Origin of the sequence: Rhizobium sp. WSM4643, from assembly GCF_025152745.1 — a bacterium.
Classification (GTDB): domain Bacteria; phylum Pseudomonadota; class Alphaproteobacteria; order Rhizobiales; family Rhizobiaceae; genus Rhizobium; species Rhizobium leguminosarum_I.
This window is the reverse complement of record NZ_CP104040.1, coordinates 1,192,804-1,217,396: the sequence shown is the minus strand read 5'-3', so window position 1 is coordinate 1,217,396 and position 24,593 is coordinate 1,192,804. Positions and strand designations below refer to the sequence as shown.

The 24,593-nt window shown below is 60.9% G+C and carries 29 protein-coding genes; 22 read left to right on the top strand and 7 right to left on the bottom strand.

The window, feature by feature from the left end; translation table 11 throughout:
* The first annotated feature begins 82 nt into the window (after positions 1-82).
* The 7 genes from N1937_RS06245 (at position 83) to N1937_RS06215 (ending at position 7,664) form a co-directional block, all read left to right on the top strand.
* Complete coding sequence (locus tag N1937_RS06245) at positions 83-2,017, top strand: bifunctional 5-dehydro-2-deoxygluconokinase/5-dehydro-2-deoxyphosphogluconate aldolase (protein WP_222293213.1); 1,935 nt, start codon at positions 83-85, stop codon at positions 2,015-2,017.
* Positions 2,018-2,221: 204 nt separating this feature from the next.
* On the top strand, positions 2,222-4,072 hold the full coding sequence (iolD, locus tag N1937_RS06240; protein ID WP_260057928.1) for a 3D-(3,5/4)-trihydroxycyclohexane-1,2-dione acylhydrolase (decyclizing): 1,851 nt from the start codon (positions 2,222-2,224) through the stop codon (positions 4,070-4,072).
* Positions 4,073-4,240: 168 nt separating this feature from the next.
* Positions 4,241-5,158, top strand: coding sequence for a myo-inosose-2 dehydratase (gene iolE / locus N1937_RS06235; RefSeq protein WP_162118529.1), 918 nt, complete (start codon positions 4,241-4,243; stop codon positions 5,156-5,158).
* A 183-nt stretch (positions 5,159-5,341) separates the two neighbouring features.
* Entirely contained in the window at positions 5,342-6,139 is a 798-nt protein-coding gene (gene iolB, locus N1937_RS06230; protein ID WP_017963650.1) for a 5-deoxy-glucuronate isomerase, read from the top strand.
* An 89-nt stretch (positions 6,140-6,228) separates the two neighbouring features.
* On the top strand, positions 6,229-6,456 hold the full coding sequence (locus N1937_RS06225; protein WP_018071028.1) for a DUF1127 domain-containing protein: 228 nt from the start codon (positions 6,229-6,231) through the stop codon (positions 6,454-6,456).
* A 50-nt stretch (positions 6,457-6,506) separates the two neighbouring features.
* Positions 6,507-7,343: a helix-turn-helix transcriptional regulator gene (locus N1937_RS06220; RefSeq protein WP_260057926.1), complete on the top strand. Its 837-nt coding sequence runs from the start codon at positions 6,507-6,509 to the stop codon at positions 7,341-7,343.
* Positions 7,344-7,502: 159 nt separating this feature from the next.
* Positions 7,503-7,664, top strand: coding sequence for a hypothetical protein (locus N1937_RS06215; protein WP_260057924.1), 162 nt, complete (start codon positions 7,503-7,505; stop codon positions 7,662-7,664).
* A gap of 44 nt (positions 7,665-7,708) precedes the next feature.
* Here N1937_RS06215 and N1937_RS06210 read toward each other — a convergent pair whose 3' ends face one another.
* Positions 7,709-9,076 (bottom strand): MATE family efflux transporter, encoded by a 1,368-nt coding sequence (locus N1937_RS06210; RefSeq protein ID WP_260057922.1) that lies wholly within the window; start codon positions 9,074-9,076, stop codon positions 7,709-7,711.
* Between the two features lie 84 nt (positions 9,077-9,160).
* Entirely contained in the window at positions 9,161-9,601 is a 441-nt protein-coding gene (locus N1937_RS06205) for a glyoxalase superfamily protein (RefSeq protein ID WP_017963646.1), read from the bottom strand.
* Between the two features lie 354 nt (positions 9,602-9,955).
* On the opposite strand from N1937_RS06205, the gene N1937_RS06200 reads away from it, so the two are divergent.
* A complete protein-coding gene (locus tag N1937_RS06200) occupies positions 9,956-10,288 on the top strand; it encodes a hypothetical protein (protein WP_162118999.1) in 333 nt (110 codons plus the stop codon).
* Here the strand turns inward: N1937_RS06200 and N1937_RS06195 are convergent.
* Entirely contained in the window at positions 10,239-10,490 is a 252-nt protein-coding gene (locus tag N1937_RS06195) for a hypothetical protein (protein WP_246726028.1), read from the bottom strand. The genes N1937_RS06200 and N1937_RS06195 overlap by 50 nt on opposite strands.
* 90 nt (positions 10,491-10,580) lie before the next feature.
* On the opposite strand from N1937_RS06195, the gene N1937_RS06190 reads away from it, so the two are divergent.
* Positions 10,581-11,447, top strand: coding sequence for a LysR family transcriptional regulator (locus N1937_RS06190; RefSeq protein ID WP_260057921.1), 867 nt, complete (start codon positions 10,581-10,583; stop codon positions 11,445-11,447).
* Between the two features lie 127 nt (positions 11,448-11,574).
* Here N1937_RS06190 and N1937_RS06185 read toward each other — a convergent pair whose 3' ends face one another.
* On the bottom strand, positions 11,575-12,021 hold the full coding sequence (locus N1937_RS06185; protein WP_162118997.1) for a baeRF12 domain-containing protein: 447 nt from the start codon (positions 12,019-12,021) through the stop codon (positions 11,575-11,577).
* A gap of 460 nt (positions 12,022-12,481) precedes the next feature.
* On the opposite strand from N1937_RS06185, the gene N1937_RS06180 reads away from it, so the two are divergent.
* A complete protein-coding gene (locus N1937_RS06180; RefSeq protein ID WP_017963642.1) occupies positions 12,482-12,883 on the top strand; it encodes a pilus protein PilZ in 402 nt (133 codons plus the stop codon).
* 104 nt (positions 12,884-12,987) lie between these two features.
* Positions 12,988-14,103: a pyridoxal phosphate-dependent aminotransferase gene (locus N1937_RS06175; protein ID WP_260057919.1), complete on the top strand. Its 1,116-nt coding sequence runs from the start codon at positions 12,988-12,990 to the stop codon at positions 14,101-14,103.
* A gap of 253 nt (positions 14,104-14,356) precedes the next feature.
* Here the strand turns inward: N1937_RS06175 and N1937_RS06170 are convergent, their stop codons facing one another.
* The gene (locus N1937_RS06170; RefSeq protein WP_018071017.1) at positions 14,357-14,623 is read right to left on the bottom strand and encodes an SEL1-like repeat protein; all 267 of its coding nucleotides are present in this window, start codon (positions 14,621-14,623) and stop codon (positions 14,357-14,359) included.
* A gap of 442 nt (positions 14,624-15,065) precedes the next feature.
* Between N1937_RS06170 and N1937_RS06165 the strand changes: the two genes are divergently transcribed.
* The 5 genes from N1937_RS06165 to amn all read left to right on the top strand — a co-directional run bounded on the left by N1937_RS06165 (position 15,066) and on the right by amn (position 18,106).
* Positions 15,066-15,404 carry a DUF2147 domain-containing protein gene (locus tag N1937_RS06165; protein WP_260057917.1) on the top strand — a complete coding sequence of 113 codons (339 nt, stop codon included), beginning with the start codon at positions 15,066-15,068 and terminating at the stop codon, positions 15,402-15,404.
* A gap of 72 nt (positions 15,405-15,476) precedes the next feature.
* Entirely contained in the window at positions 15,477-15,746 is a 270-nt protein-coding gene (locus N1937_RS06160) for a CopG family ribbon-helix-helix protein (protein ID WP_017963638.1), read from the top strand.
* A complete protein-coding gene (locus N1937_RS06155; RefSeq protein ID WP_260057915.1) occupies positions 15,743-16,039 on the top strand; it encodes a type II toxin-antitoxin system RelE/ParE family toxin in 297 nt (98 codons plus the stop codon). The genes N1937_RS06160 and N1937_RS06155 overlap by 4 nt, the downstream gene beginning before the upstream one ends.
* Positions 16,040-16,250: 211 nt before the next feature.
* Complete coding sequence (locus N1937_RS06150; protein ID WP_017963636.1) at positions 16,251-16,430, top strand: hypothetical protein; 180 nt, start codon at positions 16,251-16,253, stop codon at positions 16,428-16,430.
* A 173-nt stretch (positions 16,431-16,603) separates the two neighbouring features.
* The gene (amn, locus tag N1937_RS06145; RefSeq protein WP_260057914.1) at positions 16,604-18,106 is read left to right on the top strand and encodes an AMP nucleosidase; all 1,503 of its coding nucleotides are present in this window, start codon (positions 16,604-16,606) and stop codon (positions 18,104-18,106) included.
* Between the two features lie 45 nt (positions 18,107-18,151).
* On the opposite strand, the gene N1937_RS06140 is transcribed toward amn, so the two are convergent.
* The gene (locus N1937_RS06140) at positions 18,152-18,319 is read right to left on the bottom strand and encodes a hypothetical protein (RefSeq protein ID WP_168724952.1); all 168 of its coding nucleotides are present in this window, start codon (positions 18,317-18,319) and stop codon (positions 18,152-18,154) included.
* Between the two features lie 156 nt (positions 18,320-18,475).
* On the opposite strand from N1937_RS06140, the gene N1937_RS06135 reads away from it, so the two are divergent.
* From N1937_RS06135 to N1937_RS06120, 4 genes are read left to right on the top strand one after another with little or no spacing between them, the layout of a single operon-like run.
* Positions 18,476-18,826, top strand: a complete 351-nt coding sequence (locus N1937_RS06135) for a YciI family protein (protein ID WP_260057913.1) — start codon at positions 18,476-18,478, stop codon at positions 18,824-18,826.
* A 12-nt stretch (positions 18,827-18,838) separates the two neighbouring features.
* Positions 18,839-19,198, top strand: coding sequence for a YciI family protein (locus N1937_RS06130; protein WP_162118990.1), 360 nt, complete (start codon positions 18,839-18,841; stop codon positions 19,196-19,198).
* A gap of 2 nt (positions 19,199-19,200) precedes the next feature.
* Positions 19,201-19,560: a YciI family protein gene (locus tag N1937_RS06125; protein ID WP_260057911.1), complete on the top strand. Its 360-nt coding sequence runs from the start codon at positions 19,201-19,203 to the stop codon at positions 19,558-19,560.
* A 19-nt stretch (positions 19,561-19,579) separates the two neighbouring features.
* Positions 19,580-20,815, top strand: a complete 1,236-nt coding sequence (locus tag N1937_RS06120; protein WP_260059065.1) for an RNA polymerase sigma factor — start codon at positions 19,580-19,582, stop codon at positions 20,813-20,815.
* On the opposite strand, the gene N1937_RS06115 is transcribed toward N1937_RS06120, so the two are convergent.
* The gene (locus tag N1937_RS06115) at positions 20,805-21,773 is read right to left on the bottom strand and encodes a flippase-like domain-containing protein (RefSeq protein ID WP_260057909.1); all 969 of its coding nucleotides are present in this window, start codon (positions 21,771-21,773) and stop codon (positions 20,805-20,807) included. The two genes, N1937_RS06120 and N1937_RS06115, sit on opposite strands and share 11 nt — an antisense overlap.
* A 174-nt stretch (positions 21,774-21,947) precedes the next feature.
* Between N1937_RS06115 and N1937_RS06110 the strand changes: the two genes are divergently transcribed.
* Positions 21,948-23,441, top strand: coding sequence for an ArnT family glycosyltransferase (locus N1937_RS06110; protein WP_260059063.1), 1,494 nt, complete (start codon positions 21,948-21,950; stop codon positions 23,439-23,441).
* A gap of 135 nt (positions 23,442-23,576) precedes the next feature.
* Positions 23,577-24,593, top strand: coding sequence for a glycosyltransferase family 2 protein (locus tag N1937_RS06105; RefSeq protein ID WP_170257637.1), 1,017 nt, complete (start codon positions 23,577-23,579; stop codon positions 24,591-24,593).

Here is a 24,593-nt window from a genome sequence, read left to right as displayed (position 1 = left end):
TTGACAAAATATCGGAACCGATGTTTCATTATTGAAAATTCGCAGGCACTGGAAGCCGCGCAAAATCTAGCGGGAGGACATCATGGTACAATCGAATCCGGGTTCACAGCCGGAGCCGGCGCTTGATGTGATCACCATCGGCCGTTCCTCGGTCGATCTTTACGGCCAGCAGATCGGTTCGCGGCTGGAGGATATCGGCTCCTTCGCCAAGTCCGTCGGCGGCTGCCCCGCCAATATCGCCATCGGCACGGCTCGGCTCGGCCTAAAATCCGGCCTCATCACCCGCGTCGGCGACGAGCAGATGGGACGCTTCATCCGCGAGCAGTCGGCGCGCGAAGGTGTGGCGACAGACGGCATCGTCACCGACAAGGAGCGGCTGACGGCGCTGGTGCTGCTGGCAGTCGAGGCCGAGGGCGTATCGCCGATGATCTTCTATCGGTCGGACTGTGCCGACATGGCGCTCGATGAAGGCGATATCGACGAAGATTTCATCAGATCGTCGCGCGCCGTTCTCGTTTCCGGCACGCATTTCTCGCGGCCGAATACCGAGGCCGCGCAGCGCAAAGCTATCCGCATCGCCAAGGCGAACGGCCGCAAAGTGATCTTCGACATCGATTACCGGCCGAACCTCTGGGGCCTTGCCGGCCATGCGGAAGGCTTCGAACGCTACGTAAAATCCGACCGGGTCTCCTCGAAGATGAAGGAGACGCTGCCGGATTGCGACCTCATCGTCGGCACCGAAGAGGAAATCCTGATCGCTTCCGGCGCCGACGACGTACTCGGCGCGCTCAAGGAGATCCGTCGGCTGTCGCCGGCGACGATCGTGCTCAAGCGCGGCGCCATGGGCTGCATCGTCTATGACGGGCCGATCGCCGACGATCTCGAAGCCGGCATCATCGGCCAGGGTTTCCCGATCGAGGTCTTCAACGTGCTGGGCGCCGGCGATGCCTTCATGTCCGGCTTCCTGCGCGGCTTCCTGCGCGACGAGCCGCTGAAGACCTGCGCCACCTGGGCCAATGCCTGCGGCGCCTTCGCCGTCTCTCGTCTGCTCTGCTCGCCGGAATATCCGACCTGGGCGGAACTCGACTTCTTCCTGACGACCGGCAGCAAGCACCGGGCGCTGCGCAAGGACGAGGCGCTCAACCATATTCACTGGGCATCGACCCGGCGCGGCGAAATCCCGCTTTTGATGGCGCTGGCGATCGACCACCGTTCGCAGCTCGTCAGCGTCGCCGATGAGCTCGGCGTCGGCCATGAGAAGATCGTCGCCTTCAAACGGCTGGCGGTGGCGGCAGCGGCGCGGGTTTCGAACGGCCGCGACGGCTACGGCATGCTGATCGACGAACGCTTCGGCCGCGACGCTTTCTTCGATGCGGCGACGAAGAATTTCTCTTGGATCGGCCGGCCGGTGGAATTGCCGGGCTCGAAGCCGCTCCGCTTCGAATTCAGCCAGGATATCGGCTCTCAGCTTGTGGAATGGCCGCTCGGCCATTGCATCAAGTGCCTGTGTTTCTATCATCCCGATGATCCGGCTGAATTGAAGACGGAGCAGCAGGAGAAGCTGCGGACGCTATTCGAGGCCGCCCGCAAGGTCGGCCGCGAGCTACTGGTGGAGATCATTGCCGGCAAGAACGGGCCGCTCACCGACGATACGATCGCGACCGCGCTGGAGGAACTCTATGCGCTCGGCATCAAGCCGGACTGGTGGAAACTGGAGCCGCAAGCATCCCGTGGAGCTTGGAAGAAGATCGATGCGGTGATCGCCAAAAATGATCCATGGTGCCGCGGTATCGTGCTCCTGGGGCTCGAGGCGCCCGCCGACGAGCTGATCTCCTGCTTCGAGGCGACGCTGGCAGCTCCGTCCGTGAAAGGCTTTGCTGTCGGGCGGACGATCTTTGCCGATCCGGCGCGCGCCTGGCTTTCAGGCGAAATGAATGATGAGGAAGCGATCGCCGATATGGCCGGCCGTTTCCGACACCTGACAGAAGCGTGGTTGAAGACGCGCGGGCGTCAGTAGGCTTAGAACTAAGACCCCCTCCCCAACCCTCCCCACAAGGGGCGGGGATTAACTTGAGGCCTCGCCTCACGCCAGGAACGAGCGTCCTTTCGGACGAGACGTTGCGGCGAGAGTGCGGAGAGCCCGGCAGGTTAGCCCCTCCCCTTGTGGAGAGGAGTTGGGGAGGGGAAAACAGATAGAGAGTCAAAAGTCCGGGAGGACCCGATGGGCAAGACGATACGGTTGACGATGGCGCAGGCCGTCGCGCATTTCTTGAAAGTACAGATGACTGTTGTCGACGGCAAAAAGGTGCCGATCTTCGGCGGCGTCTGGGCGATCTTCGGTCACGGCAACGTCGCCGGCATCGGCGAGGCGCTCTATCAGGTGCGCGAGGAATTGACCACCTATCGCGCTCACAACGAACAGGGCATGGCGCATGCCGCAATCGCCTATGCCAAGGCGAATTTCCGAACGCGCTTCATGGCCTGCACGAGTTCGATCGGCCCCGGGGCGCTGAACATGGTGACGGCCGCCGGCGTGGCGCATGTCAATCGTATTCCCGTTCTCTTCCTGCCGGGCGACGTCTTCGCCAACCGCGCGCCGGATCCGGTGCTGCAGCAAATCGAGGATTTCGGCGACGGCACGGTTTCGGCCAATGATGCCTTCCGTTCGGTTTCGCGCTATTTCGACCGCATTACCCGGCCCGAGCAGATCATCATAGCGCTGAAGCGCGCCATGCAGGTCCTGACCGATCCCCTCGATTGCGGTCCGGTAACATTGTCGCTCTGCCAGGACGTTCAGGCAGAAGCCTTCGATTATCCGGAAAGCCTGTTCGATGAAAACGTCTGGACGACCCGCCGGCCGCAGCCGGATGCGGACGAACTGGCGAATGCCATCGCGCTGATCAAGGCGTCGCAGAAGCCGGTGATCGTTGCCGGCGGCGGCGTGCTCTATTCGCAGGCGACGAAGGAGCTTGCCGCCTTTGCCGAGGCTCACGACCTCCCCGTCGTCGTCACCCAGGCCGGCAAGTCGTCGATCAACGAAACCCATCCGCTGGCGCTCGGCTCGGTCGGCGTCACCGGCACGTCGGCGGCGAATGTGATCGCGGAGGAGACGGACCTGGTCATCGCCGTCGGCACGCGCTGCCAGGATTTCACCACCGGCTCCTGGGCACTGTTCAAGAACGACAGCCTCAAGATCATCGGGCTCAACATCGCCGCCTATGACGCGGTGAAGCACGACAGTTATCCGCTGGTGACTGACGCCCGCGAAGGGCTGAAGGCACTGTCGGCAGGGCTTTCGGGCTGGAAGGCGCCGGCAGCCCTCATCGAGAAGGCGGCTGCGGAGAAGAAGGTCTGGATGGAGGCAGCGGACAGGGCGATGGCGACGACCAATGCCGCCCTGCCCTCCGATGCGCAGGTGATCGGCGCGGTGGCGCGCACGCTCGGCGGCGAAAATACGACGGTGCTTTGTGCTGCAGGCGGCCTTCCCGGCGAATTGCACAAGCTTTGGCCGGCGACGGCGCCGGGCAGCTACCACATGGAATACGGCTTTTCCTGCATGGGCTATGAGATTGCCGGCGGGCTCGGCGCCAAGATGGCACGTCCCGAACGGGATGTCGTCGTCATGGTCGGCGACGGTTCCTACATGATGATGAATTCCGAGATTGCCACCTCGGTCATGCTTGGCATCAAGCTCAATATCGTCTTGCTCGACAATCGCGGTTATGGCTGCATCAACCGGCTGCAAATGGGAACCGGCGGTGCCAACTTCAACAATCTGCTGAAGGACTCCTACCACGAGGTGATGCCGGAGATCGATTTCCGCGCGCATGCCGAAAGCATGGGCGCCATCGCCGTCAAGGTCGCCTCGATCGCCGAACTCGAGCAGGCGATCGCCGACTCGAAGAAAAACGACCGCACCTCGGTCTTCGTCATCGACACCGATCCGCTCATTACCACCGAGGCCGGCGGCCATTGGTGGGATGTCGCGGTGCCTGAGGTCAGCCCGCGCGAACAGGTCAACGAAGCGCGCAAGGGCTACGTCGAAGCACGTGCTGCCCAGCGCATCGGCTAATCTACTGCATAATTCCTTAAATCGGGACCGATTTAAGGACAAAATTATGCAGCAATTCGAGGTGCTATAGCGTCCTTTGCGCGTCTGAAAAGGCGCGCGGCGCTGTGGTGCTATCATTTCTCGGAGGAGCGTCCCGGCTCTTCCGCAATGCTTTTAAGGAGAATGTTGATGAAGGCCAAACTCGGCATGTCGCCCATCGCCTGGTGGAACGACGATCTTCCTGAGCTCAGCGACGATGTGTCCCTGGAGGAATGCCTGCGGCAATCACGCGGTGCCGGCTTTACCGGCATGGAAAAGGGCCGCCGCTTCCCCGACGATCCCGAGGTGATGCTGCCCATCCTTCGCGCCGCCGACGTCACGCTGTGCGGCGGTTGGTTCTCGGGCACGCTTGTTGACGAGGAGCTTGCCGCCAACAAGGACCGTATCGCGCCGATGATCGAACTGTTCAAGGCCGTCGCCGCACCTTGCATCGTTTATGGCGAAGTCGGCCGCTCCATCCAGGGCGACCGCTCCAAGCCGCTCGCGACCAAGCCGCGTCTTTCCGATGACGAGATGAGGGCCTATGCGCACCGCGTCACCCAGTTCGGAGAATGGTGTGCCGAGCAGGGCATGCCGCTCTCCTACCACCATCACATGGCCGCCGTGGTCGAAACCGAGCCGGAACTCGACGCCTTCATGCGCCATTCGGGCGAAGGCATCCCGCTGCTGCTCGATGCCGGGCATTTGGCCTTTGCCGGCGGCGACGTGCTGCGCGCCATCGAAAACCACCACGCCCGCATCAACCACGTTCACGTCAAGGATATCCGCAAGCCGGTGGTGGATGGGCTGGATCGCAGCCGGCAGTCCTTCCTCGATGCGGTGGCGCTTGGCGCCTTCACGGTGCCGGGCGACGGCTCGCTCGATTTCGCCGCCATCGTCCAGCGGCTGGCCGATCACGGCTATGAAGGCTGGTTCGTTGTCGAGGCCGAACAGGATCCGCGCAAGGCCCCGCCGCAGAAAATGGCCGAGATCGGCCACGCCGAGTTGATGCGCGTCATGACGGCTGCTGGTTATACCGTCGAAACGGAAGGCTTCCCCAAGGGATAGCGAGTACAAGACCCCTCCCCCTCCCCACAAAGGGGAGGGACCTAACTTGGCACCGCCCACACCAGACAACGGCCACCTTGCAAAAGGGAATGCCGCAATATGGGCGAGACAGCACGGGAGGTTAGCCCCCCTTGTGGGGAGGGGTTGGGGAGGGAATTTTCCAACTTAAGAGGAAAAACACCAATGCCAAATCTCAAGGTGAAACCGTCCGGCACCCACGGCCGCGTCACGCATGTCACCCCGGAAAATGCCGGCTGGACCTATGTCGGCTTCGATCTGCATCGAATGAAGCCGGGCGAGACCGTTTCGGGGGAGACGGGCGATCGGGAAGTCTGCCTCGTCTGGGTGACAGGCAAGGGCAAGGCGTCTGCCGGCACCAAGGATTTCGGCACGCTCGGCGGCCGGATGAACCCGTTCGAAGGCGCTCCGCATGCGCTCTATATCCCGATGGAATCGACATGGTCGGTGACCGCGGAGACCGATCTGGAGCTCGCGGTCTGCTCGGCACCCGGCGGTGGTACCTATCAGGCAAAGGCCATCCCGCCCGGCACGCATCCGCAGGTGACGCGCGGCAAGGGCACGAATGTGCGCTACGTCAACAATATCATGCCGGAGGACGACAGTTCGGCGCATTCGCTGCTGGTCGTCGAGGTGATCACGCCGGGTGGACACACCTCCTCCTATCCGCCGCACAAACACGACCAGGACGACCTGCCGAACGAGAGCTTCCTGGAAGAGACCTATTACCATCGCCTCAACCCGCCGCAGGGCTTCGCTTTCCAGCGCGTCTACACCGACGATCGCTCGCTCGATGAGGCAATGGCGCTCGAGGACGGCGATGTGACGCTGGTGCCGAAGGGCTACCATCCCTGTGCCGCCTGCCATGGTTACGATCTCTATTACCTCAACGTCATGGCCGGCCCGCAGCGGATCTGGAAATTCCACAATGCCGCCGAGCATGAGTGGCTGCTGAAGGCGTGAAGGCTTCCTCAGATCGCTAAATAATCTGACAGCGCGAAACCGCCGCTGATGGTTCACTGCCTCCATCCAAACACGGATGGAGGATCACCATGCACAGCTCGAATTTTACGATACCGGCCCGAAATATTCGCTCTTCGCGCTCTATACGGCCCGGCCTTTTTCTTGCGATCATCACCGCTGCCCACTGGCTGGCACGCAAGGTGAGCGAACGACGCAACCTGAATGCGTTGATGGAACTTTCCGATGAGCAGCTGAAGGATATCGGCCTTTCCAGGGGGCAGACGGAAAGCGATGTTCATGTCTACAGCCGATACTGAAGTGCTGTTATAAGTACTGTCGGTCTGTCCTGTCTGATACGGAATATGCAATGTCGCAGTTGTCAACGGCACCGCTCCTGAAAACAAAGACAGTCACCATTCGTGACATCGTCTGCAATGGCGAGTGCCGGCACAAAAGCGACGAGGAATGCGCCCACAGGACGAGCCTCGTCTATCCCTATCGCGGCGTCTTCATGCGGCATGTCGGCCGCAATGATACGGTGGCCGAAGCCAATCAGGTCTTGTTCTTCAATACCGGCCAGGGATATCGGATCAGTCATCCCATCGAGGGCGGCGACGCCTGCATCGATCTGGCGATCGACGAATCCATGCTCGAAGAGCTTACGCCGAAGGAGCAGGTGCAGCCCGGCCCGCCTTTTGCCTTCCGCCGCCAGCGCCGACGGATCGATCCGCGCGCGCAGGCCCTGGTCGCTCTCCTGCGTCATGGTCTCAGCCGCAGCGTCGCCGAAACGCTGGAAGCGGAAATATTGGCGCTGACGCTCGTGCGCCGTTCGCTCGGCGAGCGCACATCGCATGCCGCGGGCGCCAGCGCCGGCCGACAGAAACTCGTCGACCGGGCAAAGCTGGTGCTTTCCTCCGATCTAGCGCGGCGCTGGACGCTTTCGGAGATCGCCTCCGAAGTGGGCGTCTCACCCGTTTATCTCACCCAGGTCTTCCAGCAGGTCGAGGCCACACCGCTCTATCGCTACCAGCTACGGCTGCGGCTTGCCCGCGCGCTCGATCTGCTCGGCCAGTATGAGGATCTGACCGTGCTCGGTCTCGATCTCGGCTTTTCCAGCCACAGCCATTTCAGCGCGTCCTTCAAGCAGACTTTCGGGCAGACTCCGGCCGAATTCCAGCGAGCTGCGCAGCTGCGGCGCAAGTGAAAGCCTAGAGCGCCATCATGTCTTTTCAAGAACCGTAAGGGACACTGCAGCGCTTTGAATTATGCAGGAGGTCGCTAAAGATTTCGACAGCGGCAATCCGGTGTTCGATGGTCTTATCAGCCTGTTCCGATCGCGGGACGATCAACGGAGGATCCTCAGATGAAGACGACCACATGCGCTGCCTGCGACTGCGAACTCGGCGCAGAGACCATTACCGTCAAGCTCGGCGGCAAGACTGTCGAAGTCTGCTGCCAGGAATGCGCCGAGGCTCTGAACGAGGCGGAAGCCGCTACCTCGGCCGCTTCGAGCGGCAAGGAATAGACAATGGCAGCAAGAGCCGCGCTGGTGAGCGCGGCTTTTCCGTCTCAGGTTGGTAAAAGCCCGTAGCGCCAGCCGCGGCGCTTCCCATTCTGCGACAGCACCAGGAAGGCAAGGATGAACATGCCCGCCTCGGCAAAGACCGGCACCATCCAAATTCCCCGTTCGCCGAAGACGAAGGGCAGCAGGAAGGTGAGCGGCAGGGTGAGCAGATAGGGCCGCGACAGGCCAAGGATCGCCGCGCGCGGCGCATCGCCGATCGACTGGAAATAGGACGACAGGATCAGCATCTGCCCAAAGAGAAAATAGGCGCCGATCGTCCAGGGCAGAATTCGCCTTACCTCGGCGATAATTGCGGGATCAGCAACGAAGACGGCGCCGAGTCGGCCCGCCAGCAACTCGACGGTGATCTCCACCAGAGTGCAATAGACGAGTGCTGCGAGCATGGCGATCTGCAGACTGCGGCCGACGCGGAGCCCAAGGCAGGCACCGTGATTGTTGCCGGCGATCGTCTGCAGCGCGATGGAGAGGCCAAGCAGCGGCAGGTAGGTGAAGGTCATGATCCGGGTGATGATGCCATAGGCGGCCACCGTCGCGACGTAATGATGCGTGCTCCAGAGCGAGACATTGATCAGAATCGCGGTCGAGGCCAGCGATATGCCGATGAAACCGAGGCTCATCGGCGCGCCGAAGGCGACGATGTCGCGCCATTCGGCAAGAGCCAACCCCGGGGAAGGCCTGAGTGCCGCCGGCCGGCGCCAGCGATAGGCGAGCACGGCTGCGAGACAGAGGAATTGCGACGCGATGGAGCCGGCTGCCGAACCGAGCACACCCCAATGCATCACCGCCATGAACAGCCAGTTGGCGAGGACATTGAGCAGCGAGGCCGACAGCGTCACCAGCGTCATGAAACCGATCTTACCTTCGCAGCGCAATCCGTCGAGATGCAGCGACAGGAGGAAGCTGATCGGCGCACAGGCGATCATCGCGCCCATGAACAGCATGGCGCCATGGGCAACAGTGCCATTGCCGGCAGCACCGGCATCGATGACCTGCCGGCCCGCGCTCCAGTAGACCAGATTGAGGATGAGGGTGACGGCGAGCGCCAGCGCATGCGCACCGGCAAACACCCGACGCGCCCCATCGCGATTGCCTGCGCCGAGCCGGCGGGCGAGGATGCTCGCCATGCCGTTCGAGACCAGCGATTGCAGGGCGACCAGCAGCATCAGCCCGGGGAAAATCAGGCTGACAGCAGAGAGCGCGTCCGGGCCGACATAGGCGCCGAGGAAACAGGCGTCGACGACGGTGAACAGGCCGTTGACGGTGGTGATCGCGACGATCGGTGCCGCCGTTTTGATGAAGACGCCCGGCAGCCAGCCGGTGAGAAAGGCATTGCCTTCAGAAAGATCGGTCATGGAGAAATCCGTGCGATAGCGGGCGAGACCCAGACCGGCTTAAATCATCCGGATCTGGACAGCTTGTAAGGATGGAAAAACAATTTAGAGATCGAGCACCAGATGCGGCACGCCGTTCGAGGTCTTCCTCGGCGAGACGCCGTCGGCATCGATCTGCGCGTTCACACGCCGGCGAAAGGCCGAGAAGCTCTCGAAGGTAACGACATCCACCGGCTCGTCGAAATGGATGGTGATCCTGTGAAGATCGCCGCCCGGCAAGGCCGAGAGCGCCAGAACTTCGCCGGTGAACGGCTGGTTGAGATAGCGGCCGCGAATATGCGCGCCGACGAAGAGCGGCGTCTTCGGGCTAGCATTGGGCTTTGCCGCAAGGGCCGCAAGCGTGTTCCAATCGCGCGCGCCATGCTGGCGGGCAATCATTTCCAGGGCCGCACTGTGGGTCAGCGGGGTGCCGCGATCGTTCATCGCCTGGCGCAGGCGCTTGGCCTGAGCCTTCAATTCGTCAATGGCAGGATAGGTCGTCGTCATGGACTGAGCCTACGGAAGGCATGCTCTTCGACTGCGGATGGGAGCTCGCATTGCCGTCAGTCAGCATGCACAAAGGGCCGTGACCATGATCGCGAGGGCTTCACCATGGATTTTCATCCGCGAGCGGCCGGTGCCTCGAACCGGCCTTTGTATGCGCGAACGCCGCCGACATGTCAAGAATGGCGCATCTGCCTTGGGAATGCGCAACTTTGGGGCAAATCTGCACGAAATCGGTGCGATTTTCCCGCGGCTTTTACATAAGCATCCAATCTTAACGATGTTCTTCAGCAAATGTCAGCATTCTTCAGCTAATATCCTGTCGTATTACAAGCGGAGGCTAAAAGGGCCTTTCAGATGCACCTCGACACAGAACACCCCAAGCCGGAACGTGCTTACAGGGAATTCAATCTCGACAGGCCCGGCAACATCATCTTCGTCGGCCATCACCTCAGCACCGGAACGCAACTGCGCTGCCTGATCCGCACGATCACGCTTGCCGGCGCATTGCTCGAAGTCAGCCCGAACCTGGAAATGCCGAGCCATTTCTTCCTCGAAATCCTCGGCATCCATGACGAGATCGGTGCGACCGTGGTCAAGCGCGAAGGCGAATTGGTGACGATCAGCTTCAACATGCTGATCAATCCGGAATTCCTGCACCACGTGTTGCGATTGAACTTCGAAAGCTGAGGCTTTTTCCGATCCGTGAATCATCACGGCGCGTCGCCTTTGTTTCGCCGCCCCGTCTTGCGGCGAGACGCGCGATTGCCGGAACGGCCCAGAGAAATGCGCGCCACTCGGGCTTATCTAGCGGATCGGCCAAGGGATCGCGGCGGATCCGGCGATTGCGGATTTCGATCTCCCTGAAGAGAACAACCCAGTTGAGAAGCATTGCTTCATCCTCCATCTATTGCTGGAGCACTCGAGCTAAGCCTTCGCGCCCTCTCGATGTAGAGGCACTGGGGAAAGGGGGTTTTCATCCATGAAAGATGCGAGCTGGGACGACCTGCAACTTTTCTTCCATGTTGCCACCGGCGGCGGGCTTTCTGCGGCGGCAGTGCGTACCGGGCTCAGCGCGCCGACGATCGGCCGGCGCATGCTGGCGCTCGAACGGGTGACGGGCCGATCGCTGTTCAGCCGCGGCCCCACCGGTTATCTGCTGGCGAAGGACGGGCAGGAGCTGCTCGATCGCGTCCGGCTGATGCAGGATGCGGCGCGTGCGATTTCCGACTGGCGCGGCGAGGTGCTGACACTGCCGATCGTCTCGACGGCCGCCGACAGCTGGACCTCACGCTTCGTCGCCGACCATCTGTCTAGCGTATGGACGCCGAAGGACAGCTTCCGCATGTGCTACAAGACATGCGATGCGAGCGTCGATTTCACCTATCGCGAGGCGCATATCGCCATTCGCCACAGCCGGCCGGAGAGCGGCAACGTCGCGATCCGCCGTTCGGTCAAGGTGGCGCATGCGGCTTATCAGGCGGCCAGCTATGACCCGGCCAACTGCAATTGGATCTCGCTCGGCACCGATACCGCCATCACGCCGGCGGACAAATGGACGTTCGAACAGCCGGATTCCTGGATCACCAGTTGGACGAACACGCCACACATGCTCTTTTACCTGATCCGCGGCGGTGCCGGCCGCGGCGTGCTCCCCTGTTTCATCGGCGATCAGGAGCGCAGGCTCATCCGCGCCGGGCCTGTGATCGACGATCTGACTTACGAGATGTGGATCGTTGCGCATGACGACGAGCGGCAACGGCCGGAGGTCAGGATCGTCATCGACCGCCTGGCGGCGCTCTTTGCCGATCACGAAGAGCTGTTTGCCGGGCAGAGACCATCGGCATGACACGAAAACGCGGTCGACCAGCGATTCCTCAGGGTGCCGCTAGAGTGGCAACCGCTCTATCCTTCTGTATCTACGCAATTCCGGACGGAAAACCGCTTCACACTTTTCCTGGAATTGCTCCAACGGCTCAGGCGGCGAGATGCCGCTCGATCTCGTCGACCGGCATATTGGTATAGTCCTTCGCCACTTCCGCGGTGATCACCGCCTGCGTATCGGCGCTGAGAGCGGGCCGCAGAGCGCCTAGCGCCTTCGGGGGCGCAACGAGGATGATGCGACTGGCATTCATTTCCTGCACCAACTCGTCGAGCTTCTCCGCCACATGTTTCAGAAATTCGGCTTCGGCCTGATCCTGCCAGTTGGTCTCCTCGACAGCGCTGCGGCTGAAGCCATCGGCGGCATGGCTGCGGCCGGGCTTGTCGGCGCCGATCTCGCGATCGGGCTCACTCGGCTGCGTTAGAGTTTCCAGCACCTTCAGATTCATCAGTTGGGCGCCGCCGGCATTCTGCATGATCAGAGCCTTGGCTCCGTTGCAGACCACGACCCATGATTTCCAAGGGATTTTGACGTCGGTCATCTTCAACTCCTCGCTGTCGTCACTCGAAGCGCGCCGTGCTTCATCGATCAAGGCAGAACGCCCGGCAATTGAAAGAGTTCGGGAAAATTGCGCCGAAATCGAACGGCCGACGATCCGCCCGGCCTTTGCTCTTGTGTGACGGATACTGCTCGGCCTTTCCCGCTCACAGCATCTGTCGCAACCGGCGCGGAGCGCTGATTCACCGTCAGATTTTTTTTGGCCGAAACGGCACTTCGGCAGGGAAGCCTGCGTCCCGATAATGGACAGGAGGGCGTCCCGCATAAGAACAAAGTTTGAGCTCGTTAAAATTGTAATTTTATATTTGACGAATGCGCAAAACATTCATGTGACCTTGGTTCGGAGCAAGACCAGCTTGCTCGGGATGAAGACCAGCTTGCTCAATTGACCGCCTGATTGAGATCACAGACCGCAAATGCGTCCTGACTGACGGAGAATGTGAATGACTATGCTCCGCGCTACACACCTTGCCACGGTCAAGTCCGCTGTCTACGACCTGCGCTGGGAAGAATTCATCGTCAAGCGGCCAGCCCGCATCGTCGCCGTGCGGCCGTGCCTGACCGGCGTCTCGATGCGAAGCGCCGAGATCATCGATATCTCCCAGGGCGGCGCCACCTTCGTCGTCTCAACCACGGCCGGTCTGCCGAAGCATTATTATCTCAACATTCTCGGCCTCGCCTATCGCATCGGATGTGCCGAGGTCTATCGCCACAAGGAACGCATCGGGGTGCGGTTCATCAACATCATGGATCCCGAGGTTCTGCGCCGCGTCGTGCGCACCGATTTCCTCGTCGGCAACATGGAAGCAATCGCCGCCCGAGGCGCGCCGATCTTCCGCGCGTGAACCGGCCCATAACAAGCTTGTTGCAGAAATAATCTTGCTTGCGTTGGCCGTGCCCGGGCCTATTGTTGCGCCGATTGTCAATATGTCCCGGAAACCGCCTTCGCATGTCCGCCTTTTCGCGCTTCACACCTCTTGCCAGCGCCCTGCCCTCCACAGTTCCCTTCGTCGGTCCCGAGGCCATCGAGCGCCAGCGCGGGCTTGCCGTCCTTGCGCGCATCGGCGCCAATGAGAACGGCTTCGGCCCCGCGCCTTCGGTGTTTGCCGCGATGCGCGAGGAGGCCGGCAATATCTGGAAATACAATGATCCGGAGAATTTCGCGCTCAGGGAAGCGCTTGCCGGCCATCTCGGCGTCTCGGCCGCCAATATCGCTATCGGCAGCGGCATCGACGAATTGCTCGGCCAGATCGTCCGGCTGGTGATCGAACCGGGCGCGCCCGTCGTCACCTCGCTCGGCGCCTATCCGACCTTCAATTTCCATGTCGCCGGTTTCGGCGGCCGGCTGGTGACAGTCCCCTACGCAAACGACCGCGAGGATCTCGATGGTCTGCTCGATGCCGTGAAGCGCGAGAATGCGCCGCTCGTCTATTTCGCCAATCCTGACAATCCGATGGGAAGCTGGTGGGATGCCGACAGCATCGTCGCTTTCGCCCGGGCGCTGCCAGAGACGACACTGGTGGTGCTCGACGAGGCCTATAGCGAGACGGGGCCGGCAGGTTCGCTGCCGTCGATCGCCTCGCTGATCGAGATGCCGAACGTCGTTCGCACCCGCACCTTCTCAAAGGCCTACGGACTTGCCGGCTCACGCACCGGCTACGCGATCTCGACGGCAGGCACGGCGCAGGCCTTCGACAAGATCCGCAATCATTTCGGCATGAACCGGCTGGCGACCGCGGCGGCGCTCGCGGCGCTGAAGGACCAGGCCTATCTCGTCGAGGTGGTCGGGAAAATCCATGCGGCGCGGGAGCGGATCGGCGGCATCGCCCGGGCGAACGGCCTCATCCCCCTGCCCTCGGCAACCAATTTCGTGGCAATCGACACAGGGCGCGACGGCTCTTATGCGCGGTCGATCGTCGACGGCCTGATAGAGCACGGCGTCTTCATCCGCATGCCCGGTGTGGCGCCCCTCAACCGCTGCATCCGCATCAGCGTCGGGCCGGAGGCGGACATGGCGCTACTCGAACAGGCTCTGCCGCAGGTTCTGAAAAAGATCGGCGGATAAAACAGAAGAACCGCGGCCGGTGGAGGAAATCCGGTCGCGGTTCTCTTCTCCCGGCGTCGGCCCTGTCCAAAGCGCCCGCCAGCCCCCTCTTTTTGAGGTTGTTATTGCTGCTCTTGTCGAATTCCTGATCGGAGACGGTCTCAGAGCATGATGCCGAAAAGCGTAAGCGGTTTTCGGATGACCTCATGCTCTAACTCTTTAATTTAGAACAGGATTCAAACTTTAGGCCGAAGCGGCCTAAAATCATCCTGTTCTAGTGAACCGTCATCCACTCGCGGGCGGCGCGCAGCGCTGCCACGAGCTGCATCTTGTCCATGGCGGCGGCCACGTCGGCACGAAGCTCGGCGGCGCGATCGTTGCCCTTGATTGCGGCGATGTTCAGCCATTTGTGGGCTGCGACGAGATCGACTTCGCAGCCGCGCCCGGTCGCATACATCAGACCCATTTCACAGAAGACATCGGCGCTGTTATCGCCACCCATGGTGGCCGTTTCAGCATTGTGCATTTCAAAGCGTGCCATCGGTTTTATCCCTGTTAGCCTGTTTTATGACTTACCCTGTTTTACCTCTGGGCCTTGCCGTCTATCGAGGCTTGCAGCCCTTGCGGTCCGGCGGGTTTGCCCCGCTCGTTTGATGGCTTCACTATGCCAAGCGGCCTTCAAAAAACGCCTAAAATGCATGATTAATTTGAGACAAACAAAGTGCAAATGCTTGGTAAATTTGGATTTTTGTTAAACATCAGATTCCTTGCGAATTAAGGATTTTCGATTGAATTTTACGAAAGATTCAGATTTGAAAATAAACGGATTGTTCATCATGAAATCAGCAGGCGATATCTTTACAAGCTCGCCGCAGGCTTTTTTCTGCCGTTTCGCCCGATCCGCAGAACAGCGATAGGCCTTATTTATCTTTACGTTCGCGTCAGTTATTTTCGCGACGATCAAGGACATCATGGAGGAAAAGATGATCCGCAGCTTCGTTCTCGCCAGCATTATTGCAGTGATCGCGGGTGTTGCGCATGCCGAGGAGCCGATCGTCGGCAACTGGAAGACGGCTGCCGGCGATACGGCGGTGATCGCATCCTGCGGCGGCAGTTATTGCGTGACGCTGAAGACCGGCAAATATGCCGGCCGAAAGATCGGCACGCTTGCGGGAACCGGTGGCAGCTATGCCGGTGTGATCACCGACCCGGCCGCCGAGAAGACCTATAGCGGCGCAGGCAAGGTTTCCGGCAATTCGCTGAGGATGCAGGGCTGCGTGACGAAGGTCCTCTGCAAGTCGCAGACCTGGACGCGGCTCTGAGAGAACGCGAGGGATAGCAGGCAAGGCCGACATGTGTTAAATTGTACACAGTTCAACACAGGAGTTTTCGAAATGGCCGGCAGCACGACCATGACAATTCGGGTCCGCCCCGACGTAAAAGAAAAGCTCGACAGGATTGCCGCCGATACGCAACGCAGCAAATCGTTCCTCGCCGGCGAGGCCGTAGCGGCCTATGTGGAGCGCGAGCTTGAAATCATCGAGGGCATCAAGCGCGGCATGGCCGATGCGGAAGCTGGGCGCGTTATACCGCACGAGCAGGTTGTCGCCGAAATGCGTGAGGTCATCGAGGATGCCAAGCGCAGGAAGACTCCGCGCGGATGAGGCCGGTTCTTTGGTCGAAGGAAGCACACGAGGATAATCTCGAAATTCTGCGTTACATCGCGAAGAACAGCCCCGATGCGGCCGAAAGGGTCGTGGACGCCATCGAGGATGCCGGCAAGAAACTTGGCGAATTTGCAACCGGTCGACCAGGGCGGGTAACCGGCACTTACGAAAAATCCCTCACCCGGTTCCCCTACATAATTTCCTATGAGCTGCGTTCGATCGCGGGACGTGAAAGCGTCGTTATCTTGCGTGTCATCCATACCGCGCGGGATTGGCCGGCCGACGAATAGCCGAACCAACTTATAAGCGTGTCGTAACGCACATGCGCAGCCATCATCCAAAACACCAAGCATGTCGACGCCGACATGCCTCCAAGCCCTGGGCGGTCGGCCGACCCTGCCCAGCAAGCTGAACGGCTGATGAACCGGCATCTCAGCACTCGTTCAGCCGTCGCATGCCAAAACTCTTCTCACGATAGAGTTGCGTATCGGGGACAAGGGGATGAACATCTATATTCTGGCAAGACGCTTTAGCATCATTACGCTGTTTGCGGCGATCTTCGCGATTACGTTTTCGGCGGTTGTGGTGCATAATGGCGGCGGCGGTACGCAGTCGCATTTCGGGGCAAGCTATACCTGCCTGGAGAGAAACGGTACCTTCTGCGCGCCCACGGTGCGGTAACGAAAGCGCATCGTGCGATGCGCTTTAGGTCTTTGGTTTATGCGTGTCGTTGTCCCGAAACCGCTGCGCACTTTGGGCGAAAGGCATTCGTACCAGACCGGCAAGAGGATAAAAAATCGGAATCCGTCGGCGCGCGTCGTTTGCTTGTCAAAAACAACTCTCTATAATGCGTCATGAACAAACGAATCTCCCCTTTGTCGCCCCTCGACGTATCCTCTCCACCACCTTTCCAGCCTGAGAGTTTCGATGATCCCGCCAAGGCAGTCGAGACGCTGACAGCGCTTTACGAGCGCAACACCGCGTTCCTGATCGAGAGCTTCACCGAACTTGCACAGGGTGCTCCGATCTCCTCGCGCTACCGCGCTTTTTATCCGCAGGTCAGCATTGAGACGACAAGCTTCGGCCATGTCGATTCCCGCCTTTCCTACGGCCATGTCACGGCACCCGGCATCTATACGACGACCGTCACCCGGCCGAAGCTCTTCAAGCATTATCTGAAGGAGCAGCTGGCGCTTTTGATGAAGAGCCACAATGTTCCTGTCATCGTCTCGGAATCGGCGACGCCGATCCCCTTGCACTTCGCCTTCGGCGAGGGTGCGCATGTGGAAGCATCGACGACAGCATTCGTCGACGTTCCGATGCGCGATATCTTCGACACGCCCGATCTCAACACCACCGACGACGAGATCGCCAACGGCGAATATATCCCGCCGCCGGGAGAGCCCTCGCCGCTTGCGCCGTTCACCGCGCAACGCATCGACTATTCCCTCGCCCGCCTGTCGCATTATACGGCGACGCATGCCGAGCATTTTCAGAATTTCGTGCTGTTTACGAACTACCAGTTCTATATCGACGAATTCTGCAGCTGGGCGCGCAAGCTGATGGCGGAAGGCGGCGACGGCTATACCGCCTTCGTCGAGCCCGGCAATGTCGTCACCCTGCCCGGTTCGAACGCGCCGGAAACGGATGCCACCCTCACCCGGCTGCCGCAAATGCCGGCCTACCATCTCAAGAAGAAGGGCCATGCTGGGATCACCATGATCAATATCGGCGTCGGCCCCTCCAACGCCAAGACGATCACCGACCACGTCGCCGTACTGCGCCCGCATGCCTGGCTGATGCTCGGCCACTGCGCCGGTCTTCGCAACAGCCAGCGGCTCGGCGATTATGTTCTCGCCCATGCCTATATGCGCGAGGACCATGTTCTCGACGACGACCTGCCGGTCTGGGTGCCGATCCCGGCGCTGGCCGAAGTGCAGGTGGCGCTCGAAGCCGCCGTTGCCGAAATCACCGGCTATGAGGGTTTCGAGCTGAAGCGCATCATGCGCACCGGCACCGTCGGCACGATCGACAACCGCAACTGGGAACTGCGCGACCAGCGCGGGCCGGTGAAGCGGCTTTCCCAGGCGCGCGCAATCGCGCTCGACATGGAATCGGCGACGATTGCCGCCAACGGTTTTCGGTTCCGCGTGCCCTATGGCACGCTGCTCTGCGTCTCCGACAAGCCGCTGCACGGCGAACTGAAGCTGCCGGGCATGGCAACGGCCTTCTATCGCACGCAGGTCAACCAGCATCTGCAGATCGGCATCCGCGCCGTCCAGAAGCTTGCCGCCATGCCGAAGGAAGCGCTGCATTCACGCAAGCTGCGCAGCTTCTTCGAAACGGCGTTTCAATAAGATATCACGCGCGGCCGGCCTTATCCGCGCGGCCGCGCACTGTTCTCAAGCGCTTGCGGCAAGCTGCAGCGCTTCGATCAGGCCGGCAAACGCCGCCAGCACGATCACAGTCCTCACCAGCACCTTTATCACCTCTGCATTCTCAACAGGCGGCATCGTACTTGCGCCACGTGTGACGATCAGATGTGCTATTCCGATTTCAAACATGCTCATTGCTCCATCTCCTCGATGTTGTCAGACGAAGCTTTGTCGAGCGCCGCCTCGGCCTTTCGACATTGCGATCGATGAAAAGAATATTTTTCTTCCCTGTCGAAAAGCGCCTAGGCTGTTCGTCCAAGGGCTGTGAAAGCACGGCACGGAGGACAAGGAATGAAATATCTTTGCCAGGTCTGGTTCGACGGCACGGTGCTGTCTGCCATGTCGCAGGAAGAGAAGAATAAGCTCGACCGGGATTCGCTCGCCTATGACCGCGATCTTGCCGACAGCGGTCATATGATCGTTTCCCAGGCGCTGCAGTCGCCGCAATCGGCGGTCACGGTTCGTGTGCGCGGTGGCGAGATGTCGGTCACCGACGGTCCCTTTATCGAGACGAAGGAGGCGCTTGGCGGCTTCATTCTGATCGACGCCAAGGACCTCAATGATGCGATCCGTGTTGCGGCCGGCATTCCGCTGGCAAAGCTTGGCACGATCGAGGTTCGCCCCATCCATGAATTCCGCTGAGGAGGTGACGCCATGAAGTTTCTGGGCCAGATCTGGTTCGATACCGAAAAGAGCAGCCAAGTTACGCCAGAGGAATGGGAGGCCGTCACCCAAGAATGCATCGTCAGCGACGACCGCTGGCGCGAAAGCGGCCATATGTTGAGCGCGCTGGCGCTCTACGAGCCGGAGCAGGCCGTGACGCTCAGGGTTCGCAATGGCACCGTTGCCGCGACGGACGGTCCTTTCGCCGAAATCAAGGAGCATCTCGGCGGCTTCGTTGTGATCGAGGCCAGGGATATGGAGGAAGCGAAGGCGATCATTTCCACATTCCCGATCCTCAAATATGCATCGGTCGAAATTCGGCCGGCATATTCGATCAAGGATGGGAGATAGCCATGCGCTTCGTCTGCCTCATCTATAATTCCGCCGATACCGACGGCACACTCAGCCAGGCCGAGGGCGACGAGCTCGTCAGGGCGCATTTCCAGTATGACGAAGAACTTCAGCGCAAAGGCATCATGATCCATTCCGATGCATTGGAAGGTCCTGACTGTGCCTCTGTGTTGAGGGTGCGCGATGGCACACTGTCTTCGACCGACGGCCCCTATGTCGAGACCAAGGAACATCTGGCCGGCATCTACATCATCGAGGCGGCCGATCTGGAAGATGCACGCAAGGTCGTTGCGGGTATTCCGAGCGTCCGGGTCGGGTCGATCGAATTGCGCCCGGTGCGGCTGCTCACCCTGTCGCAGTGAGGGTCGGCCCTTGAGACAGGTGGTTGGGGAACAGGTGATCGAGGATATCTACCGACAACATTCGCGTCGGGTTCTGGCGACGCTGATCCGCCTGCTCGGCGATTTCGACCGGGCAGAGGAAGCGCTGCACGATGCCTTTGCAGCGGCGGCGCGCACATGGCCGGTTGACGGCATGCCCAACAATCCCGTCGCCTGGCTGGTTTCGACCGGCCGCTTCAAGGCGATCGACCACCTCAGGCGGCGGGCGCGCTTCAACGCCTCGCTGCAGCATATCGAAGACGGCCTTTACCCTGATGGCACAGAAGCGGAGATCGGCGACATGGAACCGATCGAGGACGACATGCTGCGGCTGATCTTCATCTGCTGCCATCCGGCTCTTGCCGCCGATGCACAGACCGCGATGGCGCTGCGCGAGGTCTGCGGATTGACTACGGAAGAGATTGCCCATGCCTTCCTGGTGCCGGCGCCGACCGTCGCGCAGCGCATCGTGCGCGCCAAAAGCCGCATCAGGGCGGAGAATATCCCTTATGAAGTGCCAGTCGGGTCGGAGCTTCCGGAGCGTCTCGACCGGGTGCTGCACGTCATCTACCTCGTCTTCAACGAGGGCTATTCGGCATCCTCAGGAAACACGATCGTCCGCGCCGATCTGACAGCCGAGGCGATCCGGCTAGCGCGGCTGCTGGCAACCCTGCTGCCGCATCCGGATGTCGCAGGCCTGCTGTCACTGCTGCTCCTGCAGGAGTCGCGCCGTGCTGCCCGGCAGGATGCCGATGGCGCGCTGGTGCTGCTTGCCGATCAGGATCGCTCGCGCTGGGACCGAAGCAAGATTTCAGAAGGGCTTTCGCTGCTCGCCAGCGCCATGCGCGCGCCTGATATCGGCATCTATACGGTCCAGGCGGCGATCGCGGCGGAACACGCGAAGACCGGCAGCCCCGAGGAAACGGACTGGCGGCGCATCGCCTTCTATTACGACCTGCTGATTGCCGCCCACCCTTCAGCAATTGCCGAGCTCAACCGCGCCGTGGCAATCGCCATGTCCGAGGGGCCGGGAAAAGGACTGGCGCTTGTCGACGCCATTCTCGGCAAGGGGGAACTGACGACCTATCACCTCGCCCATTCGGCGCGGGCGGATTTTCTGCGTCGGCTCGGACGCCGGGCCGAGGCGATTCAAGCTTATGAGACGGCGCTGACATTCTGCCGGCAGGAGCCGGAACAGGTCTTTTTGCGCAAGCGCATCCTGGAGCTTACGACCTAGCCTTGCCGCGGCGGCCGAGGGGAAGCGAGATGGCCGTTCCAGTCAGGGCCGAGACAATGATCAGCAGGTGGGCGTTGACGCTCGCCTGCGCCAGCGCGGCCAAGGCCAGCCGCTCGCTCGATGCGCCCAAGGCAATGGCGCCGGCAGTGATGCCGGCCGGATAGGTGCCGACGCCGCCCGGCGCATGCATCGGCAGCACGGAGGAGAGCTCGCCGCCGAGCGCGCCGCCGAAACTTGCCGCCATCGGCAGCACCCCCATCAGGCCGAGTGCCCATGCCAGTACCATCACCTTCACCAGCCAGTTGACGATAGTCATCGCCCAGGCGCGCGCAAAGGCGATAGCGTCGAGCGGCAAACCGTTTTCGATCTCGACGACGAACTTCTGCGCCTTCTCCGGCAGCAGCCTGGCGGCAAGGCGCAGCAACGGCTTGCGGGCAGCGAAAGCTGCGACCGGCAGCAGCAGGAAGACCGTCCAGAGCGACCAGGCAACGACCGCATCGGCTGACGCGATGGCAAAGCCGATGCCGGCGGCGGCCAGGAGAGCGTGCAGGTCGAGCAGCCGCATGACGAAGAGCGCCGAGGTTCCACGCGTCAGCGGAATGCCGAATTCGGTGCGCATCAACAGCGGAAAGCTGGTCTCGCCGGTGCGGAAGGGCAGCATGATGTTCAGCAGGTTGTGGATCTGCGTGACACGGAAGAGCACCGCGAACCGGCCGGCCGTTTCCTTCGGGAAATAATCGTAGATGCGCCAGGTGCGGAGGAAATAGGTGCTAGTCAGGAGCACAAGCGCGCTGACGACGGGACCTGCTCCGACATCAGCCCACTGCCTGATAATGACAGGCCAACCCCAGAACCATTGGATGAAGAGGCCATAGGCTGCGACGATGACGACCGTCAGAACGGTCATGCGATTGCGCATAAACCAGGATTGCCGGCTTTCAACGATCGAACTCTTCATGTAGTAGGCATTCCTCGCTTGGCGTCGACACAGGCATCGGTTCCGACGCCAGGCCTTTTAGGAGAAATGAAGGTTGCGCACAACGGCGGAGTTGATGGCGGCGGCGGCGAACACGCTTGCACGTCGACGATCCCAGCGGCCGTGATGGCGCATTGCCGGCTTGACGTGGAGACGATGTTGGAGCGAATTACCAAAAGCATTACGAGCGCAAGCATTTTTTTGGCATGCTATTTCCTGCTGAACATCGCGCTTCGCATCGCCTTGCCGCATACGCTCGATCTCGACGAGGCGGAGCAATCCTTCTACTCGCAATACCTGCTTGCCGGCTACGGCTCGCAGCCGCCCTTCTACAACTGGATCCAATATGCCATCGTTTCGGTGACCGGCATATCGATGTGGGTGCTCTCGGTGCCCAAAAACATCATTCTCTTCGGCTGCTATCTCTTCTACGGGCTTGCTGCCCGCGAGGTGCTGAAGAGCCGATCGCTCGCAGCCGTCGCCATGCTGAGCCTGATTACCCTGCCGCAGGTCGGTTTGATGGCGCAGCGCGAATTGACGCATACCGTCGCGCTGCTGTTTGCGACGTCGCTCTTCCTCTTCGGCTTTTTCCGCACGCTGCGCCAGCCGACGATCGGGAGCTATCTCATCATCGGCATCGCCACCGGCATCGGGCTCATCTCGAAGTATAATTTTGCCATCCTGCCATTTGCCGCCCTGATCGCCGTGCTGCCGGAGCGGGAGTGGCGCAGCCGTCTCATCGACTGGCGCTTGCTGCCGGCGGCCGTCCTTGCCATTCTGATCGTGCTGCCGCATGCGCTCTGGCTGCCTGACAATCTCGTCAGCGCCTCTGCGCCGACGCTGGAGCGGATGACCGCCGAACACCTGGCCCCTGCCGGCCTCCCCCGCATCGGGCAAGGCCTGCTGTCTCTCGTCATCGCCGTCCTCGGCTTCGTCGCATTGCCGATCGTTCTCATGGCGGCCGCCTTCCGGCGCGACTTCTTTCGCGCGCTCTCCTCTTCCAGCCCGATGATCCGGGCAATCGAGCGGATGATGGTCATCAGCCTGCTCGCCTTCGTCGGCGTGGTCCTCTTCGCCGGCGCCAGCGATATCCACGAGCGCTGGCTCGACCCATGCCTGCTCGTCCTGCCGATCTACCTGTTCCTGAAATTGAAAACCGCAGGCCTTGATCTTTCCGCCGGTCTTGCGCGCTTCCGGCCCGTGGTGCCGGTCTTCATGGTCGTCATCCTGTCGATCCTTCTCTTCCGGATCGTCGGCATTCAATACATCGGCACTTATACGAGAACGAACGTTCCCTTTTCCGGTTACGTGGCCGAATTGACCGCGACCCGCAAGCCGGTTCTCATCGTGGCGGGAACCAAGTTCGTGGCCGGCAACATGCGGCTGGAGTTTCCCGACATCCCCGTCGTGATCCCATTCTTTCCCGGTCCCGGAGTTCCCGAATATGCGGACGCGAAGGGACCGGTGCTCGTAATCTGGCGCGGCGAGACTGCAGATGACCCGACAATTTCCCCCAGCTTCGCCAACGATCTCGTGAGATCGGGCATTCATCTGCAAGAGTTGAACACGCTGACGCTGCCTTATCTCTTCGGTGACGGCAAACGTAGCTTCTCCATTGGCTACTCCTGGATGGAGGGCGGCGCCAAATAGCCCCCAGGCAGATCAGCCGATTGCGGGAAACCGCCATTGCCGCTGGCAACCGGCCGACACTTCATGTAGTAGCCTTCCGCAAGTGCGGCGGCAGCAGTAAAGCTTGCTCGGCCGTCCGGCCTTTTGGAGATGAAGTTGCAGACAACGGTAGAGCCCATTCGCGGTACGAATGATCCGGTACAATCGCTCGAGCTGTCGCTGGTCGTACCCATTTTCAACGAAGAGGAAAGCGTCGGCCCGCTTGTCGAGCGTGTCGTGGCTGCGATGGCAGGCTATACCCATCCCTGGGAGCTGATCCTCGTCGATGACGGCAGCACGGATGCGACGCTCGTCAACGCCCGCAAGTACGTCGGAGGCGAGGGGCTGGCGCTCAGGATCGTCGAACTCCAGCGCAACTTTGGCCAGACTGCCGCCATGCAGGCAGGCATCGATACCGCCCGAGGCCGTCTGATCGCGACGATGGACGGCGACCTGCAGAACGACCCGAAGGACATTCCCTCGATGGTCTCCGAGCTGGAACGGCGTGAACTCGACCTCTTGGTCGGCTGGCGCAAGAATCGCAAGGACGGTCTGTTCCTGCGCAAGATCCCCTCCTGGTGCGCCAACTACCTGATCGGCCGCATCACGGGCGTCAAGCTGCATGATTACGGCTGCAGCCTGAAGATCTACCGTGCCTCGATCATCAGACAGGTAAAGCTGATGGGCGAAATGCACCGCTTCATTCCCGCCTGGGTCGCCGGTGTCGTCCCGAGCTCGCGCATCGGCGAGATGGCCGTCACCCACCATGCTCGCGAGCACGGCGTTTCGAAATACGGCATTTCGCGCACCTTTCGCGTCATCCTCGATCTGCTGTCGGTGATGTTCTTCATGCGCTACAAGGCGCGGCCGGGGCATTTCTTCGGCTCGCTCGGTCTCGGCCTCGGCGCGCTCGCCATGCTGATCCTGCTCTATCTCGGCTTCGACAAGTTCATCTTGGGCAACGATATCGGCACGCGCCCGATGCTGATGGTCGGCGTCGTGCTGCTGCTGTCGTCGGTGCAGATGATCACCACCGGCATCCTGGCAGAAATGATCGCGCGTACCTACTACCGCGACGACGCTTCTCCGAATTATATCGTCCGGCAGATCTTCGACGATCAAAGCCAAGCCTAA

Bases quoted from the DNA above. Each gene is read 5' to 3' on its own strand.
- N1937_RS06110 (WP_260059063.1), top strand. From the start codon at position 21,948: ATGTTGGAGCGAATTACCAAAAGCATTACGAGCGCAAGCATTTTTTTG.
- N1937_RS06155 (WP_260057915.1), top strand. From the start codon at position 15,743: ATGAGGCCGGTTCTTTGGTCGAAGGAAGCACACGAGGATAATCTCGAA.
- N1937_RS06150 (WP_017963636.1), top strand. From the start codon at position 16,251: ATGAACATCTATATTCTGGCAAGACGCTTTAGCATCATTACGCTGTTT.
- N1937_RS06220 (WP_260057926.1), top strand. From the start codon at position 6,507: ATGTCGCAGTTGTCAACGGCACCGCTCCTGAAAACAAAGACAGTCACC.
- iolE (WP_162118529.1), top strand. From the start codon at position 4,241: ATGAAGGCCAAACTCGGCATGTCGCCCATCGCCTGGTGGAACGACGAT.
- N1937_RS06210 (WP_260057922.1), bottom strand. From the start codon at position 9,076: ATGACCGATCTTTCTGAAGGCAATGCCTTTCTCACCGGCTGGCTGCCG.
- N1937_RS06195 (WP_246726028.1), bottom strand. From the start codon at position 10,490: ATGCTTCTCAACTGGGTTGTTCTCTTCAGGGAGATCGAAATCCGCAAT.
- N1937_RS06160 (WP_017963638.1), top strand. From the start codon at position 15,477: ATGGCCGGCAGCACGACCATGACAATTCGGGTCCGCCCCGACGTAAAA.
- N1937_RS06170 (WP_018071017.1), bottom strand. From the start codon at position 14,623: ATGGCACGCTTTGAAATGCACAATGCTGAAACGGCCACCATGGGTGGC.
- N1937_RS06180 (WP_017963642.1), top strand. From the start codon at position 12,482: ATGACTATGCTCCGCGCTACACACCTTGCCACGGTCAAGTCCGCTGTC.
- N1937_RS06130 (WP_162118990.1), top strand. From the start codon at position 18,839: ATGAAGTTTCTGGGCCAGATCTGGTTCGATACCGAAAAGAGCAGCCAA.
- N1937_RS06245 (WP_222293213.1), top strand. From the start codon at position 83: ATGGTACAATCGAATCCGGGTTCACAGCCGGAGCCGGCGCTTGATGTG.
- N1937_RS06205 (WP_017963646.1), bottom strand. From the start codon at position 9,601: ATGACGACGACCTATCCTGCCATTGACGAATTGAAGGCTCAGGCCAAG.
- N1937_RS06175 (WP_260057919.1), top strand. From the start codon at position 12,988: ATGTCCGCCTTTTCGCGCTTCACACCTCTTGCCAGCGCCCTGCCCTCC.
- amn (WP_260057914.1), top strand. From the start codon at position 16,604: ATGAACAAACGAATCTCCCCTTTGTCGCCCCTCGACGTATCCTCTCCA.
- N1937_RS06125 (WP_260057911.1), top strand. From the start codon at position 19,201: ATGCGCTTCGTCTGCCTCATCTATAATTCCGCCGATACCGACGGCACA.
- iolD (WP_260057928.1), top strand. From the start codon at position 2,222: ATGGGCAAGACGATACGGTTGACGATGGCGCAGGCCGTCGCGCATTTC.
- N1937_RS06185 (WP_162118997.1), bottom strand. From the start codon at position 12,021: ATGACCGACGTCAAAATCCCTTGGAAATCATGGGTCGTGGTCTGCAAC.
- N1937_RS06115 (WP_260057909.1), bottom strand. From the start codon at position 21,773: ATGAAGAGTTCGATCGTTGAAAGCCGGCAATCCTGGTTTATGCGCAAT.
- N1937_RS06190 (WP_260057921.1), top strand. From the start codon at position 10,581: ATGAAAGATGCGAGCTGGGACGACCTGCAACTTTTCTTCCATGTTGCC.
- N1937_RS06135 (WP_260057913.1), top strand. From the start codon at position 18,476: ATGAAATATCTTTGCCAGGTCTGGTTCGACGGCACGGTGCTGTCTGCC.
- N1937_RS06225 (WP_018071028.1), top strand. From the start codon at position 6,229: ATGCACAGCTCGAATTTTACGATACCGGCCCGAAATATTCGCTCTTCG.
- N1937_RS06165 (WP_260057917.1), top strand. From the start codon at position 15,066: ATGATCCGCAGCTTCGTTCTCGCCAGCATTATTGCAGTGATCGCGGGT.
- N1937_RS06140 (WP_168724952.1), bottom strand. From the start codon at position 18,319: ATGAGCATGTTTGAAATCGGAATAGCACATCTGATCGTCACACGTGGC.
- iolB (WP_017963650.1), top strand. From the start codon at position 5,342: ATGCCAAATCTCAAGGTGAAACCGTCCGGCACCCACGGCCGCGTCACG.
- N1937_RS06215 (WP_260057924.1), top strand. From the start codon at position 7,503: ATGAAGACGACCACATGCGCTGCCTGCGACTGCGAACTCGGCGCAGAG.
- N1937_RS06200 (WP_162118999.1), top strand. From the start codon at position 9,956: ATGCACCTCGACACAGAACACCCCAAGCCGGAACGTGCTTACAGGGAA.